Here is an 18,539-nt window from a genome sequence, read left to right as displayed (position 1 = left end):
CATTATCAATTGAAAGCTTTTTTTGCGGATTTCTCGAAATTAATCAAATTCAGACTAACATTTTTAGTGGTTTTTTCTGCATCTGTAACTTTCTTAATTGGCTCTAAAATACAAATAGATAGGGGCATTGCTGAAGGTATAAATTGGACAAATTGGTTGATTTTAATCGTCGGTGGGTTCTTAGTAACAGGTGCAGCAAATTGTTTTAACGAAATTATAGAGGTTGATCTAGATAAGTTAATGTCTAGAACGAAAGACAGACCAATGCCTGCCGGAAGAATGACAACTGGACAAGGTTTGGTTTTAGGTTTGGTAATGGGTATTGCTGGTACCTGGCTGTTAGGCAAGCTAAATCTAGAAACAGGGTTGATCTCGGTATTTTCTATATTGCTTTATGCTTTCGCTTACACGCCTTTAAAGCAAAAATCGCCCGTTGCAGTTTTTGTTGGTGCAATTCCCGGTGCATTACCACCGCTAATTGGTTACATCGCTGCAATTGGAGGTCAATCTGAGATAGGCTATGTTCCGGTTGATTATCAGATTGCTATTATTTTATTTTTAGTCCAGTTTGTTTGGCAGTTTCCTCATTTTTGGTCAATTGCGTGGGTTTTGGATGATGATTATAAAAAAGCCGGATTTAGATTATTACCTACAAAAAAGAGAGATAAGACAAGTGCAGTAATTACATTTATAAGTACGCTTATCTTAATACCCGTAAGTTTATTACCAACATTTTTAGGCTTTGGCGGATATTACATTGCTGGTTTCTCGCTCGTAGCTGGACTAATATTCAGTTGGTACGCGTATAAGTTAATGGTTGATTTGGAACTGGCGAGTGCTAGAAAAGTGATGTTCGCATCGTTTTTTTATATCCCTCTGGTACAATTAGTCTTATTATTTGATTTAATAGTTTAACATTTTTGATATGGTGCATACAATGCAACAAGAAGATTTGAAACAAGATTTGAAATTTGATGCCAAGCCCAAAAAATTTGTGGTTTGGTTATTTGTAGTTTCATCAACCATCATGTTTGGTGGGTGGACAAGTTATTACATCGTTTTTGCCGCTTCTAAAGGTAAAGGACACGGTTTGGTTTTGCCAGACGCTTTTATGTACAGTACTGTGGTATTGCTATTAAGTAGCGTTTGCTTGTTTTTAGCTTCTAAAGCTTTAAGAAACGAGAATAGAAGTCAGCAACGTATGTTTTTATGGATAACACTTGCTCTGGGTGTTGTATTCGGTTATTTACAGTTTCAGGGTTGGACAAGTCTTTATACCACGGGGGCAGCTTTAATTAATAACAATGCAGCAATTTCAATGATTTATATCCTTTCTGGATTTCACTTATTGCACATAATTGGCGGCCTTTGTTTTATATTGAGCAGTGTTTATAGTTCTTATAAGCAAGTATCCCAAGAGAAAGCGGTTTATCGTCAAGAAATTACTTCTATTTTTTGGCATTTTATAGATATATTATGGATATATCTGTATGTTTTTTTACTTTTGAACAGTTAGATTTTTTAACAAACTATTATACTATTACTAAATGGATTCATTATCGAAATTAGACCAAGTTAAAACCACTCCGTGGGCCGGTGGCCGTTCGCCATGGTCGGTAGAATATGGTAAAATAATGATGTGGTTTTTCTTATTATCAGATGCCTTCACTTTTTCATCATTATTGGTTTATTATGGTGCGCAACGTTTTTCTAAATTCACTTGGCCAGATCCAGATTTAGTTTTCCAGTCAATCCCTGGTTTTGCAGATCATGGTTATCCATTGGTTTTTGTGGGTATCATGACTTTTATCCTAATCATGAGTTCTGTAACTATGGTTCTTGCTGTAGAGGCTGGTCACCGTCGTTCTAAGAAAGAAGTTATATGGTGGATGGTTGCTACAATTATTGGTGGTTTTATGTTCTTAGGCTGTCAGGCAATTGAGTGGACACACTTACATCACGAAGGTTTCTGGTTCGGAACAAATCCGGCCACAGGTTTAACAGAACCGGGTGCAATAACTAAAGCATTACAGCCATTTTTCGATGGTCAAATTTCATATGTTTCGGCATTACAGTTTTCTAACTTGTTCTTTACTATCACTGGTTTCCACGGTTTCCACGTATTTAGTGGCGTTATCATCAACATTATTATCTTGTTAATGGTAATTAATGGAACTTTCGAAAAACGTGGTCACTATTTAATGGTTGAGAAAGTTGGTTTATACTGGCACTTTGTAGATTTAGTTTGGGTGTTTGTATTTACATTCTTCTATTTAGTTTAATTATTACGCTTTAAAAAGAAATATTATGTCAGAGCACAACATACATACAGAAGAACATGCGCATGATGAGCATGCTTCAATGAGCAAAAAGAAAATATGGTCTGTATTCTTTATTTTATTATTGATTACAGTAATTGAGTTCATCATCGCACTGTGGGTAATTCCTAAAGGATATATGTCTCAATCGGTAGGTAATTATGTTTATATAGCATTAACGTTATTAAAGGCATACTACATTGTTGCTTACTTTATGCACTTAAAATTCGAGAAACTAGGGTTGCAATTATCACTTTCAGTTTCCTTTGTATTTATTATTTATTTTATTGTTTTAATGCTAATCGAAGGTGGTTATTTGCATGCCCACATGCCACTAGTTTAATGAAACAAAATCAAATAAAAAAAGTATTAATCCTGGTAACCATATTAGCGGTACCGGGATTTTTATATTATTTACTACAGGATAAAGGGAAAAACCGATATAAACCGCTACCTTTTTACGGTGAGAAAGTAGTGGCAAAAACCTTTCATTCTGTTAGGGGCAAACAAATTCCTGATACCATTTATCATCAAGTAGGAGATTTTAAATTAGTTAACCAAAATGCTGATTCAGTTAGCTTGAAACAGTACGAGGGTAAAATCATGCTATTGAATCTTTTCTACACTAGTGGTAGTTCCTACGGCGTAGATTATGCAAATAAAGCTATTGAGGGTTTTCTAAAGGTTTATGAAAAGAATCATATGGTAAATTTTGTTAGCCTAAGTATAGATCCAACGGTGGATAAAGGTGCCGTATTAGCTGATTATGCTAAATCAATCTCCGCAAATGCGGGAAAATGGGATTTGCTTACGGGAGACAGTTTAGCCGTAAAGAAATTAATAAAAGACGGGTTACTATTAGATGCGCTTAAAACTCAAGCGAACGGCCAAACGAAATTCGACTATAGTAATATGTTCGTTTTGGTTGATATCAACAAAAGGATAAGAGGTTATTACGAAGCCACTAATCAAGAAGCCTTGTCTAAGTTAGATGATGAGATTAAGGTGTTGATTGCCGAGGAGTTGAGGAACATGAGAGACGGAAGATAATCCTGAGTTGGGAAATCTGGAAGTTTGAAATAAGGCCTAAAAAATTAGTGATTTTAAAAATGAGTGAAGTAAAAAATTCGGTAGAACAAAAATATAATAAATGGATAATCACTTTATCAATAGCTATTCCTCTGGTGGTTGCATTGTTATTTGGTGTTAACCTAAGAAAGCTTGGTTATGATGTTGAACCACTAAGTTTTTTACCTCCTATTTATGCAACAATAAACGGAATAACTGCCATAGTTTTAATTATTGCTGTTTGGGCTATTAAAGGAGGTAAACGTAAACTGCACGAAAACTTAATGAAGTTTGCTATAACGCTTTCTGTTCTTTTTTTAGGAATGTACGTTGCTTATCATATGACATCGGATTCTACAAAGTTTGGTGGAGAAGGAGCTATTAAATACGTGTATTATTTTATATTAATTACGCATATTTTATTGTCAATCATCATTATTCCTTTTGTATTGATTACATATGTTAGAGCATTAGCTTTAAGTTTCGAAAGGCATAAAAAAATAGCTCGCATCACTTACCCGATGTGGTTGTATGTCGCGGTTACAGGTGTTATCGTTTATTTGATGATATCTCCGTATTACGTGTAGGTTAGCCAATCTTTTAAAAAAGTCTCCATGTAATATTTTAATTACTATCTTAGAATCAGCAAGACTGATAAAGTGGTGAAAATACTAACAGGTGAAGATTTATTTAATGTTATAAGTACAAGTCAGACCGATGCCTTCGCTAAATTCTATAAGCAATTTTTTCAATCGTTATTGCTTGCCAGCGACAAATATGTTAAAGATATAAACGTTGCCGAAGAAATTGTACAAGATGTATTTTTAAAGGTTTGGGAAAATCCCGATAGCTTAATCCAAATACAATCTTTAAAGTCTTACTTCTACAGAGTGGTTATCAATTCGTCTGTTAACCATGTAAATCGGCAGAAGAACATCGAACTTCATCATAAGAAGATTGCTTCTGATTATTCTGAAGAATACCTGATAGAGCTAGATGAAGAAAACGAGTGGATTATGTTATTGCATAGGGAAATAGAGAAGCTACCTGAACAGTGTAAAAAGGTTTTTAAGTTAAATCGTTTCGAACATCTTAAATACAAACAAATCGCAACTTTGTTATCCATCTCCGAAAAAACGGTTGAAAACCACATTGGCAATGCATTGAAACAACTTAGAAAAGAGTTGTTTGCTAAAAAGGATCAGTTGAAAAATATTAACTCACTGACATTTATACTTAATTTTTATCTTTTTTAATTTTTTCGAAAATTTCTTAGGGGTTTTTCATAATTTGTTTGTCATAGTAAAGTAAGCCAAACTAATCTACATGACGCAACCCTCTGAAGAGCTACTTCTTATAACGAAGTTTTTGGAAAATCCTACAGACGAAAATCTGAAGAATCAAGTAAATCAATTTAGAAACTCCTCGAAATCAAATGAGGATATATTTCAGCAAATTGAAAAAATTTGGCGTTTATCTAGTCGGGCTGCAGTAATCAGTAAAATTGATGATAATAAGACTACAGAATTTTTAGATAAATTTTTTATTGATGTTCCAGTTAAACGTTTTAGTACGCCTCTATGGCTTAAAGGACTTGCCGCTTCATTACTAATTGCCACTTTGAGCTATTGGATTTTTTCTAGTAAAACCGAGGACATTAATCAGTTAAATAAAACTACTATTGCTAACGAAATCGATACCGTAAATTTAGTTGATGGTTCGATTGTTATCATGGCTGAAAATTCGGCGTTAACTTATCCAGATAAATTTGACGATTCGGTTAGAGAAATATCGCTTTTAAGAGGAAAGGCCTTTTTCAAAGTTGCAAAAAATTCAGAAAAACCCTTTACAGTTATTTTAAATAAGTCAAAAGTATCTGTTCTAGGTACATCATTTAATATATCGGCACATTCAGACAAAATAGATCTCGATGTTAAAACTGGGAAAGTTTCTTTTTCTCCATATAAAGGAGGTACAACTTTAGTTTTAACAGCTGGGCAAGCTTTATCTTATGATATAGCTAAGAGCCAAATTGTTTCCAAAAACTCTCAAAATTCAGATGCTTGGCTAACTAAAGAACTAATTTTTGTTGATACCCCACTAGAAGAAGTTTGCGAGCAACTAACAAAATATTATAATCAGGAAATAAAATTGGAACACACTAAAAAGATTGTAAAGAAATTTAACGCAACGTTTAGAGGTGAAGAACTAAATGATGTTTTAAGTTTACTTAAAGCAACTTATAATCTTAAAATAGAAAAAAGCGAAAACCACGTTTTACTTCGAATAACTAATTAACCATAATTTCAACTATTAATCAACAAAAAAACACAACAACCTAAACCAAACAAACTATGCAGAGAAAATTTTACAAAAGACATGTGATGTCGAGTTTTCGCTATTTAGCGATATTCTCATTTGCAATCTTTTGGTCGCTGTTTGCTAATGCAGAAACCCTGCAGGCAAAAGGTAAGCCAGAAAGATTAGAAAACTATCTTAAAAAGATCGAGCAAGCTTATAAAATAAGCTTTGTTTACGACGCCGCTGAAATTAATAAATCGATGGTGCTTGAAGTGCCAGAGAAGCTGAACTCAATGAAAGAATCATTAGAGCAACTCAAACAGAAAAACATCAGCTACAAACAAGTTGGTAGCCAAGTAATTCTTAAAGTTCAGGAAGAACCATTAGCACCTGTTAAAAAAGATGTTACAATCAGAGGTGTTGTTAAAGATAAAAGCGATGGAAAGCCGATACCAGGAGTTAGCATTTTTGCAAAGGGCACCACAAATGTGGTTTCCACAAATGACAAAGGCGAATACTCTATTTCAGTTAAAGAAGATGCCGTACTTGTTTTCAAATATCTAGGCTACAAAAGTTTAGAAATGTCTGTGGCAGGTAAAGCTAGAGTTGATGTATCAATGGAGGAGGATGCATCTCAATTGAAGGAAGTAAATATTGTATCTACTGGTTACCAGACTTTGGAAAGAAAGACTTTTACCGGATCATCAACATTGGTTAAAGCATCAGATGCTGAACGTGCAGGTGTTCCCGATATTAGTCGTATGTTAGAAGGACAAGTTGCTGGGGTAACGGTGCAAAATGTGTCAGGTACCTTTGGGGCGGCACCTAAAATTCGTGTTCGTGGGGCTACTTCATTTTCTGGCGATAACAAGCCACTTTGGGTTATCGATGGTATCATTTTGGAAGATGTGGTTAATATTTCAAATGAAGCATTAACTACGGGTGATGCAAATACCTTGATCGGTTCATCGGTAGCTGGCTTAAATCCAGATGATATTGAAAGTTTTAACATTTTGAAAGATGCAGCAGCCACGGGTTTGTATGGTGCACGAGCAATGAACGGGGTAATTGTGGTTACCACCAAAAAAGGTAAGCAGACAGAAGGTGCGGCAAGAATCAGTTACAGCGGTAACTTTACTACATACTCTAAGCCTAGTTATTCTGAATTTGATATTTTAAACTCGGCAGATCAGATGGCGGTAATCATTGAGATGCAAAATAAAGGTTACTATCAAATCCCAGGCGCATCACGCGGTTCTTCGGGCGGTGTATTCTATAAAATGTATAACCAACTTTATGATTATGATGAAACAAGCAATACCTGGGCTTTAAGAAATGACGGACAAAGTAAGATTCAATTCCTTTCTCGTTATGCAAATGCAAACACAGATTGGTTTGATGTATTATTTAAAAACTCGTTACAACAAGACCATTCGGTAAGTATTACATCCGGAACAGAAAAATTCCAGTCCTATGCGTCAACATCATTTCTACAAGACAATGGGTTAACCTTGGGAAATAGTGTGAATAGGTTTACGGGTAACTACAGGGCAAACTTCAAACTAGGTAATAAGTTAAGTGCAGAATTATTAACGAATGGTTCGGTACGTAATCAGACCGCTCCAGGTACAACATCGCTGCAGTCTGATCCTGTTTATGGAACATATTACAGAGGTTTTGACATCAATCCGTACACATACGCATTAAATACAAGTAGAATGATAACTCCCTACGATGAAAACGGAAACTTGGAGTATTTTAGACAAAACAGTGCGCCATTTAACATATTAAATGAGTTAGAATCTAACTACCTGAAATTAAATATGATTGATTTCAAAGTTCAGGGTGGTGTTAATTATCAAATTTTGCCAAGCTTACAATATTCGGCAATCGGTGCTTACCGTTTTACAAACACAGAAAGACAGATTTCGATTTTGGAGAATTCGAACATGGCAACTTCTTTCAGAACAATAGACGATGCTACGTTTAATAGTGGAAACGGGAATCTTTACACTGATCCAGATATTCCAAATAGTTTGCCAATAAGTGTTTTGCCAAGTGGTGGTTTTTATAAAGTTACTACAGATAACTTGAAAAACTATTATTTCAGACAGAACTTAAACTTCAGTAAGACATTTAATACCGATCATAACATTACCGCGTTTGGTGGTATGGAAATGCGTTACTCAGATCGTCAGAACGAGTTTTTTGATGGTGCTGGCTATCAATTTGATAACGGAGGACTTGTAAGTTCTTATTATAAATATTTTAAACAAGCTACGGAAAGCGGTAAACCATATTTCGGTATGGGGTATGGTTATGATCGTTACATGGCTTATTTTGCTAATACCTCATATACCTATAAAGAACGTTATACCATTAAATTATCAGGCCGATACGATGGTTCTAACTTGATGGGTAAAAGTGCAGTTGCAAGATGGTTGCCAACTTGGAACGTTTCCGGTAGCTGGAATATCGACGAGGAAAGCTTTTTCCCGAAGAATGAGATTTTTACTGGTGCAAAAATCAGAGCATCATACGGTTTAGTTGCAAGTTTAGGAAATGCGACAAACTCTTCGGCTGTGTTTTATAATCAATTGTCAAGAAGATTAGGACTGGGTGATCAAGAAACTCAAATTTATTTAAGCAGTTTAGAAAATGGTGAATTAACTTGGGAAAAAACCAAAGATTTTAATGTTGGTTTGGATATGGCTTTCTTAAAAGACAGAGTAACCTTAACGCTTGATTATTACAGAAGAAACATTTACGACTTGATCGGTACAATTCTTACATCAGGTATAGGTGGTGAGTATAATAAAACCGCTAACTATGGTAGAATGAAAGGTAACGGATTGGAATTTGCCATTGCAGGAAGGGTAATTGACAATACAGATTTCAAATGGAGAACCAACTTTAACTTTGGATATAACACCAATAAAGTTACTGACTTAAGAATCGCTCCAAATGTATGGAGATCAGTATCTGCAAATGGTGCACCTGTAGACGGTTATGCTCAGAGAAGTTTGTTCTCTGTTCGTTTTGCAGGCTTAAATCATGATTATGGCTATCCAATGTATGCAGGCATTGATGGAAGAGCCACCACACAAATCGGCTTACAGAGCAACGAATTAGGCTTTTTAAAATACGAAGGCCCGACTGATCCTACATTTGCAGGTGGTTTTTATAACCAGTTTTCTTACAAGGGATTTAGCTTCTCTGCATTATTAGGTTTCTCATCTGGTAACGTACTACGTTTAAAACCGTCTGTAGCTAGCGGATACGATGACTTGGCAGCGATGAGTAGAGATGTGTTAAACAGATGGATAATGCCTGGCGACGAAAAATTTACTTCTATACCAGCAATATTGGATCCTTTATCAGCTGCGCAAATTGTAAATGCAAATGGTAGTACAGTAGATATCAGATATCCTTATAACTTGTACAACTACTCTACAGAACGAGTTGTAAAAGGCGATTACATCAAATTAAGGCAGGTTTCTATAACCTATGGTTTACCAAAGAGCTTTTATTCAAAGTTGAAAATGTCTAATGCGTCATTGTCATTAGTTGGTAACAACATTTGGTTAATTTATGCCGACAAACGTTTAAATGGACAAGATCCAGAATTTTACGCTTCTGGAGGTGTATCTCTACCAGTAGCAAGACAATATACATTATCACTAAAATTCGGATTCTAATCATCATATCATGAAATTAAATAAAATATCATTTATCATATCTGGGGTTGCAATCTTGGTAAGTTTGCAATCTTGTAAGAAATATTTAGAGAAGGCACCCGACAATAGGGCCGAAATTAACAATGTAGATAAATTGGCCCAGTTAGTGGGTACAGCTTATCCAACTTACGACTATTTAACATTTACAGAATTTTCTTCGGATAATGTTGAAGATAAAGGCGTGGGTATTGGCTCTACAAATGAAGCGGTTGATTTGCCTTACGCATGGGAAGATGTAATCGGCGCTTCAACAAATTCGGCTACAAATTACTGGAATGGTTGTTATGAAGCTATTGCAACAGCCAACCAAGCTTTAGAAGCAGTTGAAAACCAGAACTTCGGCAATGCAGCACTTCCTTATAAAGGAGAAGCTTTGGTTGCTAGAGCGTATGCACACTTTATGCTGGTAACGCTTTATGCTAAAACCTACGAAAAAGGAACAGATAACTCGTCGCCAGGTATCCCTTACGTAACTAAACCTGAAACTGAAGTGATTAAACAATACGAAAGAGGAACAGTTCAATCTACTTACGATCTAATTGAGAAGGATTTGCTAGAAGGGATGAAGCTACTTTCTGCTTCTGCTTATAAAGTTCCAAAATATCATTTCACACCAGCGGCGGCTAATGCTTTCGCTGCCCGTTTCTATCTGTTTAAAGGAGAATGGCAAAAAGTTATTGATCATGCAACGGCAACCGTTCAAGGAAATGATTTTGTAAATAACATGCGTCCTATTTCTACGACTTTGAGAACATCAACGTTAGAAGAACATAGAACGAATTTTATGGGTAGTGGTCAGAAATACAACCTTTTGTTGGTTAACAATTATTCGACATTTGCTCGGTGGACCTCTCCTAGACATGGCTATGGATCAAATACCGTAAAAATGTTTGCTGCAGGTAATAACGTAACTGGTAAGGCATTAGCGAATACAACTCCCTCATACGGCATTCCGCACTACACTGCCTATAAGCATAAAGAGTTTTTCTTTAATACAGGGCCAGGTATCGGATTTCCTTATTTAGGCTACTCTTTATTTACGGTTGATGAGGCATTAATGAACAGAGCGGAAGCTTACGCAGAATTAGGAAATAGCTCTTTAGCCTTAAAGGATATTAACGATTTTTATAGTGTGAGAATTAATGGTTATAATCCAAATACTGACGCTGTAACCGCAGCTAGAATTGCAACTTTTTATCCGACCATCACAGACCCTAAAGCTGGATTAATAAAAACCATACTAGACGCAAAAAAGGCAGAGTTTTTACAAGAAGGCTTAAGATGGTTTGATATTCTTCGTCGCAAATTAACAGTGGTGCACAATAATTATGACATCACTGGACTAGAGACGTTTGCGGAATTAAAACCGGAAGATCCTAGAAGACTGTTCCAGTTACCAGAAGAGGTAAAATTATCAGGTGTTGCACTAAATCCAAGATAAACTATTATGAAAAATTTAAATAAATTATTAACCATTTTTGTTTTACTTGCCACATTAAGTGCATGCCGTAAAACCGAGGTTTTAAATGTGGATTACAGCACATTTAATGCTGACAACCCAACTACCAATACTCCATTAGACCAATGGTTAGGAACAAACTTTTTAGATGCTTACAACATTGAAGTTATCTACAGATATAATAGATACTATCATGGCAACAGTGCCAACGTAACTCCATCAAAACTAGAGAATATTCAACCGACGATGCAAATTGTCTTAGATGGTTTTATCAATCCATATCGTAAAGTAGCGGGCGAAGTTTTTACTAAAAAGTATATGCCTAAAGAGTGGGTATTATTCGGATCTTACCAATACGATGATGCAAATGCTCCAGGTGTTGCAGGTACAGCGGCTGCAGGTAGAAGAATTACACTATATGGGGTAAATGATTACAAACCACTTCCTGCCGGTCAATTCTATGCTTGGGATCGTCATCGCATTATGCACCATGAATTTGGTCATATTTTAAACCAGATTATTGACATCCCAACAGATTTTGAAGCGATATCACGAGGTTTTTATAAGCAACCTTATACTAGTACGCCTACAGATTCGGCCCGTAGAAATGGCTTTGTAAGTAGTTACGCAAGTGGTGTATCAACCGAAGATTATGCCGAAACTATTAGCTGGTTGTTAATTAACGGACAAGTTTGGTATGAGGACTGGGCGAACTTCGCTAATACCGCTGGTAAGTCGAGATTTATTCAAAAACAAAGTAATGTTGTAAATTACTTTGCAACCCTTGGAGTTAATTTCAAAGAATTACAAAGAGAGGTTCAAAAATACATGATTGGTATAGGCCGTAATGAGTCGAAATTTGCTTATTGGCTTAACAAATCACGTACTCCTCTGATTACTCCTGCGCCAAACCCAGCCCCGGCTCCAGTACCAACGTTTAAATCACTAACCTTAAATCCGACTGCCGACTATTACTTTAAATATGGTTCATCTGCTTCTTTTAAAGCTGTATACGACGCAATGACTGCAAATGTTCTAGCCATTGCGCCTGGAGGTAGAAAGGTAAATTTTGTGCGATTTGATTTTCCGTCTACAACTTCGACAACTATGGTGGTTAACTACACTAACTCGGCAGGGACAACTTTTAATGCAAAATATGCTTTCAATATGGCAATTACTGTGGCAACGGGGCAGATTAAATTTACTGTTGGAACCCCAGGTGGAACGGACGGCGAGTGGGTAGCTAATGCATCAACGTTAGCTACAGCAGTAAAACCATTATCAGATTATTTGACAGGAAATACGTTTGTCGCAGATTGGTTACCCGTAACTGTCACTGCAGATGATTATATGAAGTTTGCTGGATTCAGTGTCTTAAATGCTCCAACAAATTATTTTTATGGTCCATTAGCTTACTAGTCTCTTAATACTAAAAAAATGAAAAAATTATTAGCATGTATGGCAGTATTATCTATACTGATAAGCTGCAAAAAGACATCATATGTTGCCAAATTTGATAAGACACCGCAAGAGAGAGCAGCTGATCAAATTAATTTGGTATCTAGTACCTTAACATCTTCACCTAATGGATGGGTAGGTAGTTTAACCACTTTATCTGGTGGTGGATTCGGTTTTTATATGAACTTCGATAATCAGCAAAACGTAACCATGTTGGCCGATTTGACGGATGCGACTGCTACCGTTACTGGGAAATCATACTACAGAGTTAAACAGGATATTGGTACTTCGTTAGTTTTCGATAGCTACAATTATATCTCTATGTTAGATGATCCTGATGCCGCAGTGTATGGTGGAGAAGCGAAAATAGGCTTTAAAAGCGACATCGATTTTATTTATGATAAAGTAAGTGCTGACACAATTTTCTTTATTGGCAAAAAATATCGCCAACAGTTTAAATTGGTTAAGGCTACTACAGCTCAAAAAGCAAGTTATGAAAGTGGTGCTTACAAAACTGCAATTGATAAGTATAAAACTTATTTTACTACAAATAGATACCCTTATATCGAGATTGGAACGGGAGCATCAATGGTTAAGGTAGAATTGTCTCATAATCTTTCTAACGTAATGAACGTTGCAAAAAGAGTGGATTTTACCGGTGTATTGGCAGATGGCGTTACAATAAAATCAAGCGCTACCAAATTTGCCTACAATTTAACGGGTATAGATTTGTTAAATAATGGATTGGTTTTCGAAGGTATTCGATTTGTTAAGTTCGTTTGGAAAGACGCTACCACCTTAGCTGTTTACGACTCTACCGGTAAAGAATACGTCGTTAAAAATTCTCCAACACCTTTAGTTCCAATTCATCTATTGTGGGGAACAAAATACGCTGGTATGTTATCACAGTATAAAACGATTTATCCGGGTACTTCTACTGCGGGTGCAGATATCTTGAATTATTTCCATAACGGATTAATTGCTTCTGTAACGGGTGGTTTTAACTTTGACTATGGTAGAATCAACTTTGTTTGGAACACCGTAAACAAAAGATTGAGAGTAGATGGGTTCAGCAGTCAGAACGGTGGTAGTTCTGGTTGGACGACTACATCTGCCTACAATTATACCGTTGACGCGAATGGTGTTTACAAGTTTACGCAACAATCAGCGCCATCAGGTGGTTATGTAAGCAATCCACTCTCTAGAGTTTATGCTTTCCTTTTAAATAACAGCATAAAATTTGATTACCATGCAGATGGAGCCGTAACGTATGGAAAAATGTCAAGCGTTGAAAACCCAGGTATCGTAATGACCTTTGTATTGCAATAAATTTAAGTTAATAATAGTTGATTAAGGCCTCCGGAATTTTCTGGGGGCTTTTTTATGACATAAATTTTAAAACTTGCTTTCGCATTTATGTTTATATTTGTGCCGATGTTAAAGCGAATAATTTTTCTTCTTTTAATTCTAGTTGCATCTTTTGCGGTTAATCCAACGGTAAAAGCGCAGTGCAGTATGTGTACCATCAATGCCGAACAAGGCACAAAAAACGGTAATACACAAGGTAAAGGATTAAATAATGGCATCATTTATCTTTTAGCAATTCCTTATTTGCTAATTACCGGTATTGGTTTGCTGTGGTATAGAAACTACCGTAAAAAAACGAGCACAGCACTGGCAAGTTCCAATCATTCTTAAAAGTAAATCCATTTAATATGCAGCGAACGTCTAAATTGTACGCTATTGTAAATGGAAAATGTCCGCAATGTAGGCGTGGTGATATTTTTACGGGAAGTGTCTTCGGCTTTAATATCCAAAAAACGAATAAAAATTGTGCAAATTGTGGTTTAAGGTTTGAAATTGAACCAGGCTATTTTTACGCAGCTATGTACGTTAGTTACGCAATGAATATGGCCGAGATGATAGGGATGGGTTTTGCTACTTATTATCTTTCTGGTGCTAAGATAGACTTTGACGATATTTGGTTATACGTTAGCGTAATTATTTTAGGTTCTCTAATTTTATCGCCGTTTAATTATCGTTATTCCCGTATAATATTATTACATCTGCTTTCGCCTAAAATAAAATATAAACCAGCTTACGATACCGCTGTTAAGTAAAATCTAGATGATTGAACTATGTTAAAAAAAGAAACCTTCGATTTTTTGAATTTAATTGCAACCAACAATAACCGCGAATGGTTTGCAACAAATAAGCACTTGTATGAAGAGGCTAAGGAAGATCTATTTCCTTTTATAGCAAAGCTGATTAAAGAATTTGCTTCAATAGACCCACAATATGCCGCAGACACCGAGCCAAAAAAGGCCTTGATGAGAATTTACAGAGATGTTAGGTTTAGCAAAAATAAAGATCCATATAAACTTAATTACGGAATTGCTTTTGATGTTAAGGGCTACGGGCCAAAAACACCAAGTTATTATTTGCATTTGCAACCTGGGGCATGTTTTTTTGGCGTGGGCTTTTGGCAGCCAGAGGCACCGGTTCTTAAAATGATTAGGGAAGAGATTGATTATAACGCCAGCGAATTTTTAGAAGTTGTTAACGATAAGAAATTTACAGACACATTTAAGTTAAGTACGGACGACTCTTTAAAAAAGGCGCCAAAAGGTTACGAGATTGATCATCCACAATTAGAATACCTGAAACTTAAAAGTTTTATTGCAGTTTATAATATTCCAGATAAAGCTTTTTTAAAAGCTGATATCGTGGATAAGTTGATAACTGCTTTCCGTGATATCCAACCCTTTGTTTTATTTTTGAGAAAAGCAGTTGATGCCTAATGTTAAAATATCAACGCAAATTGTACGTTTACCAATAAACTAAAACACACATTAATGAAAAAAATCTTTCTAGCATTTACACTCTCTTTAATGGTATGCTCATTTAGTGCATGCGTAATTCTATCTCCTAAAAAATACAAAGCATTATTGGCCAAACAAGATTCTTTAAATTCTGGCTGGTCTGCATCGCAATCTAACAACGAAAGTTTAGAAACCCGTTTAGCTCGCTTAAAAGCTGATACCGCAAACTTAAACGGAGAATTAGCTGATTTAAGGGCGAAGTATGAAACAATGGATGCTAATTACAGCAAACTGCGTAGCAACAGCTCTACAGAAATTAACAAGCTAAGCGCAGATTTAAAAAAACGCGAACAACGTTTAAAGGAAGTTGAAGAAGTTTTGCGTAAACGCGACGAGGCTACAAACCAATTAAAAGCTAAACTTCAAGAAGCTTTGCTAGGCTTTACTAAAAACGGCTTAACGGTAGAGATTAAAAACGGTAAAGTTTATGTTTCCCTAACGGATAAATTATTATTCCCATCAGGTAGTATTATTATTGATGAAAAAGGTAAACAAGCACTTACATCGTTAGCCGAAGTTTTGAAACAACAACGTGATATTAACATCGCTGTTGAAGGTCATACCGACTCGCAAAAAATAAATAATCTTGGTCAGATTAAAGATAACTGGGATTTAAGTGTATTAAGATCTACTTCTGTTGTGCGATTCCTAACCGAAGAGCAAAAAGTAGAAAGTGTTAGAATGACAGCCACCGGAAAAGGAGAATTTCAGCCTTTAGGACCAAATACCAGTGCCGAAAGTCGTAGTAAAAACCGTAGGATTGAAATTGTACTTTCGCCAAAATTGGATGAATTGTACGATTTGATTAAACAGTAATCTCGAGTAAATATTTAAAAGGCGGAGCATTAGTTTCCGCCTTTTTTGTTTGAATTTTGTCCGATTTTCGCCATTCCCGCGAAAGCGGTATCTTTGATGCGATAGAGTTAATACTAGGCTGATATTAAGGGCTCATTACGATTGACAGTAAAGCTGGCAATAACTTACCTATTATTGATTCGACAGAGACTTGCCAACACGATAGGATTGGCTGAGCATGACGAGAAATTATAAGAGAAGACCTTACCCCAAAAACTCCATCAAGGTTCTAAAAGCAACAAACTTATTGTCGAATTTGGTTTGCAACTCCTGTTGCAACGCGGGGGCGAAATTAGTTTTGTAATCTTCATAATCGCTTTGCGTTTCGGCTACATATTGTGCGCAATAGGTAACACCTTCGTTTGGCGAGTCTAATACTTTTAATAAACGATAAGAAACAAATTTTTCCGTAGCCATAACAGCCGGAATATGTACTTTTTGCATCCAAGTTAGCCACTCGTTTGCTATAGAGTCTTCTAAAATTAGGGTTACATTGTATAATAACATGCCACAAAGATAAGGTTAAGTGCCTAAATTATCGCCACGAATATTTCTAAAACGTTTTCTCGCTTCTGCGTTAAACATACTGCCAGGGTAGTCGTTCATCAACTGTTGATAGAGCTTTTTGGCCTCATCCAAATCCCCTAATTTTTTCTCGTACAAGTCCGCTAAAGTAAAAAGCGCATCATCTATCCAAATACTTGTATTATGATTATTTATAAGCTCTTTCAATAAAACACTTGCACCAGAAAAATCATTGCCTTTGATAAAAATTTTAGATTTTGCCATTAATACGTCATCCGCTAAACTATTACTCGGAAAAGCTAATGCAATGCTATCCAACTTCTTTAATGCTTGGTCGTTTAAATTCATAAACTGCAGCATTTCTGCATCGGCGTACATTATTAGCGCTAAACTGTCGTTTTTGCTTTGCAAATTGTCTGAAATTAGCAGACTTAAGTTTAAGGCGTCGTTAGCAATTAACTGAGAAGTAGAGGCTTTTAAAACATCCGCTTGAGATTTTGCATACTGAAAATTGCCCTGATAAAAAGAAAGGCGAGCAGTTCTATATCTAGCTTCGCTACCTACTGGTTGGCTCTCAAATTGTTTGGCAACCTGTTCGTAAGTTAAAATTGCCTCCCAAGGTTGTTTGGTAAGTACATAAATATCGCCTAAATCCATTTTTAAAATGCCAATGTCCATAGGCGAAATTTTCTCCACTGATATTGCCGTTTCCAGTGTTGCTTCCGCTTTTTTTAAGTCGTTAAGGTAATAAGCCTGTAAATGCGCCAGCTTTTTCAGTGCAAAAAGTGTTTGCCCCACTTTGCCATATTTATTTAATAGCTCCTCATATTCATTAGCTAAAGCCTGGATGGCAGATTTTTCAAATTTACCGTCAATCACAAGTTCGTATTTTGCATTAATTAACTCCAGCTTTGCGGGCAAATAAAATTCACTTGCCTCACCTTTGGTTAACAAATATTCGTATGCTTTTATTGCAGTGGTAAAAGCCTTATTAGCTGTAAACAAGTTTGCTGTGTTGTATAGAAGTGCGCCATTACCTTTGGTTCTTTTATCCTGCGCAATAAGTTGCCTTAAAGCCATTTCATATTCTTGCTTTTGTATAAATTGCCAAATCAACAACTCGTTAAAAATCTCTTGATCGGGGTTCTTCTGCAGTTTTTTTAGCAAAGCTGATTGCAGTATTTGATAGTCGCTGTTATCTTCAAAAACAGAAGCCAACACCGATTGAGCTTGCGGAAGTAATTGTGGCGTACTCTCTAATACGTTAATATATTCAGTTACTAAATTTACCTTGTCTTTTTTGTAGCGATAAATGCTTAGCAACTCGTAAACAAACATTTGCTCGTCGCCAAACAATTTTCGACCCTGCAAAAATGCAGAAATAGCCATGTCATAAGCTTCAAACCGGTAAAAGCTGTTAGCCAACTCTCTAAACTTAAATTCGTCTTTAGTGGTGTTGTTAATTGCGTCCTGAAAAACTTTGTTTGCATCCGCTACGCGACCATTTTCTTGATAAACCCTGCCCAGTGCTACCGCGTAATTGGTTTTTTGAGGATACTGTTTAACGAGCTTTTTTAGATTTGCCTCTGCTTCTGTATATTTTTTTATTTTAATCAACGAATTAAAATAGAGCTCAAAATAATTGTCGTTTTTAGTTTGATTAAAAAGTTTTTCTAATAAAACTGAAGCCTTTTCGTAATCTGCCTGCTGGTAATATTGGTAAGCTAGCGCCTCGTCAATGTTGGTTTGCGCCCGCAAAGCGATGCTCGTAAAGCATAAAAATAAAAGCACAATTAATTTTTTCATTGATGATGATATTTGCCAGCGCTTTAAATTTAAAAATTCTAACGGCAAATAAGTGTTGCTGATTTAAAATAACGTAAAATAAATAAGCGTATTCTAATTGTTACCGACAAAATTATTCTGATTACCAGCA

At 35.9% G+C, this 18,539-nt stretch carries 18 protein-coding genes; 16 read left to right on the top strand and 2 right to left on the bottom strand.

The window, feature by feature from the left end; genetic code table 11:
- Positions 1 to 9 precede the first annotated feature (9 nt).
- From cyoE to DUT69_RS17060, 16 genes are all read left to right on the top strand, one after another.
- The gene (gene cyoE / locus DUT69_RS17135) at positions 10 to 915 is read left to right on the top strand and encodes a heme o synthase (protein ID WP_113654480.1); all 906 of its coding nucleotides are present in this window, start codon (positions 10 to 12) and stop codon (positions 913 to 915) included.
- Between the two features lie 10 nt (positions 916 to 925).
- Positions 926 to 1,516, top strand: coding sequence for a cytochrome c oxidase subunit 3 (locus tag DUT69_RS17130; protein ID WP_113654479.1), 591 nt, complete (start codon positions 926 to 928; stop codon positions 1,514 to 1,516).
- Between the two features lie 31 nt (positions 1,517 to 1,547).
- Positions 1,548 to 2,282 carry a cytochrome c oxidase subunit 3 gene (locus DUT69_RS17125; RefSeq protein ID WP_113654478.1) on the top strand — a complete coding sequence of 245 codons (735 nt, stop codon included), beginning with the start codon at positions 1,548 to 1,550 and terminating at the stop codon, positions 2,280 to 2,282.
- A 25-nt stretch (positions 2,283 to 2,307) separates the two neighbouring features.
- A complete protein-coding gene (locus DUT69_RS17120) occupies positions 2,308 to 2,661 on the top strand; it encodes a cytochrome C oxidase subunit IV family protein (RefSeq protein ID WP_113654477.1) in 354 nt (117 codons plus the stop codon).
- On the top strand, positions 2,661 to 3,368 hold the full coding sequence (locus tag DUT69_RS17115) for an SCO family protein (RefSeq protein WP_113654476.1): 708 nt from the start codon (positions 2,661 to 2,663) through the stop codon (positions 3,366 to 3,368). Before DUT69_RS17120 ends, DUT69_RS17115 begins: the two co-directional genes overlap by 1 nt.
- 59 nt (positions 3,369 to 3,427) lie before the next feature.
- On the top strand, positions 3,428 to 3,973 hold the full coding sequence (locus tag DUT69_RS17110) for a DUF420 domain-containing protein (RefSeq protein WP_113654475.1): 546 nt from the start codon (positions 3,428 to 3,430) through the stop codon (positions 3,971 to 3,973).
- 72 nt (positions 3,974 to 4,045) lie between these two features.
- Positions 4,046 to 4,642 carry an RNA polymerase sigma-70 factor gene (locus DUT69_RS17105; protein ID WP_113654474.1) on the top strand — a complete coding sequence of 199 codons (597 nt, stop codon included), beginning with the start codon at positions 4,046 to 4,048 and terminating at the stop codon, positions 4,640 to 4,642.
- 112 nt (positions 4,643 to 4,754) lie between these two features.
- Positions 4,755 to 5,684: a FecR family protein gene (locus tag DUT69_RS17100; protein ID WP_162796349.1), complete on the top strand. Its 930-nt coding sequence runs from the start codon at positions 4,755 to 4,757 to the stop codon at positions 5,682 to 5,684.
- Positions 5,685 to 5,740: 56 nt separating this feature from the next.
- Complete coding sequence (locus DUT69_RS17095; RefSeq protein WP_113654472.1) at positions 5,741 to 9,385, top strand: SusC/RagA family TonB-linked outer membrane protein; 3,645 nt, start codon at positions 5,741 to 5,743, stop codon at positions 9,383 to 9,385.
- A gap of 10 nt (positions 9,386 to 9,395) precedes the next feature.
- Positions 9,396 to 10,865 carry a RagB/SusD family nutrient uptake outer membrane protein gene (locus DUT69_RS17090; RefSeq protein ID WP_113654471.1) on the top strand — a complete coding sequence of 490 codons (1,470 nt, stop codon included), beginning with the start codon at positions 9,396 to 9,398 and terminating at the stop codon, positions 10,863 to 10,865.
- A gap of 6 nt (positions 10,866 to 10,871) precedes the next feature.
- A complete protein-coding gene (locus tag DUT69_RS17085; protein ID WP_113654470.1) occupies positions 10,872 to 12,302 on the top strand; it encodes a substrate import-associated zinc metallohydrolase lipoprotein in 1,431 nt (476 codons plus the stop codon).
- 18 nt (positions 12,303 to 12,320) lie between these two features.
- Positions 12,321 to 13,670, top strand: a complete 1,350-nt coding sequence (locus DUT69_RS17080; protein WP_113654469.1) for a DUF4302 domain-containing protein — start codon at positions 12,321 to 12,323, stop codon at positions 13,668 to 13,670.
- Positions 13,671 to 13,775: 105 nt separating this feature from the next.
- Positions 13,776 to 14,039, top strand: a complete 264-nt coding sequence (locus DUT69_RS17075; protein ID WP_113654468.1) for a hypothetical protein — start codon at positions 13,776 to 13,778, stop codon at positions 14,037 to 14,039.
- A gap of 17 nt (positions 14,040 to 14,056) precedes the next feature.
- Positions 14,057 to 14,461, top strand: coding sequence for a DUF983 domain-containing protein (locus DUT69_RS17070; protein ID WP_113654467.1), 405 nt, complete (start codon positions 14,057 to 14,059; stop codon positions 14,459 to 14,461).
- A gap of 18 nt (positions 14,462 to 14,479) precedes the next feature.
- Positions 14,480 to 15,142 carry a DUF2461 domain-containing protein gene (locus DUT69_RS17065; protein ID WP_113654466.1) on the top strand — a complete coding sequence of 221 codons (663 nt, stop codon included), beginning with the start codon at positions 14,480 to 14,482 and terminating at the stop codon, positions 15,140 to 15,142.
- 54 nt (positions 15,143 to 15,196) lie between these two features.
- Positions 15,197 to 16,039, top strand: a complete 843-nt coding sequence (locus DUT69_RS17060; RefSeq protein WP_113654465.1) for an OmpA/MotB family protein — start codon at positions 15,197 to 15,199, stop codon at positions 16,037 to 16,039.
- Positions 16,040 to 16,282: 243 nt separating this feature from the next.
- Here the strand turns inward: DUT69_RS17060 and DUT69_RS17055 are convergent, their stop codons facing one another.
- Together DUT69_RS17055 and DUT69_RS17050 are read right to left on the bottom strand one after the other, a co-directional pair.
- Positions 16,283 to 16,585 (bottom strand): DUF4286 family protein, encoded by a 303-nt coding sequence (locus tag DUT69_RS17055; RefSeq protein ID WP_113654464.1) that lies wholly within the window; start codon positions 16,583 to 16,585, stop codon positions 16,283 to 16,285.
- A 15-nt stretch (positions 16,586 to 16,600) separates the two neighbouring features.
- Positions 16,601 to 18,409: a tetratricopeptide repeat protein gene (locus DUT69_RS17050; RefSeq protein ID WP_113654463.1), complete on the bottom strand. Its 1,809-nt coding sequence runs from the start codon at positions 18,407 to 18,409 to the stop codon at positions 16,601 to 16,603.
- Positions 18,410 to 18,539: the final 130 nt, after the last annotated feature.

Source organism: Pedobacter namyangjuensis (assembly GCF_003313325.1).
Taxonomy (GTDB): Bacteria; Bacteroidota; Bacteroidia; order Sphingobacteriales; family Sphingobacteriaceae; genus Pedobacter; species Pedobacter namyangjuensis.
This window is presented reverse-complemented; position numbering and strand designations above follow the sequence as displayed.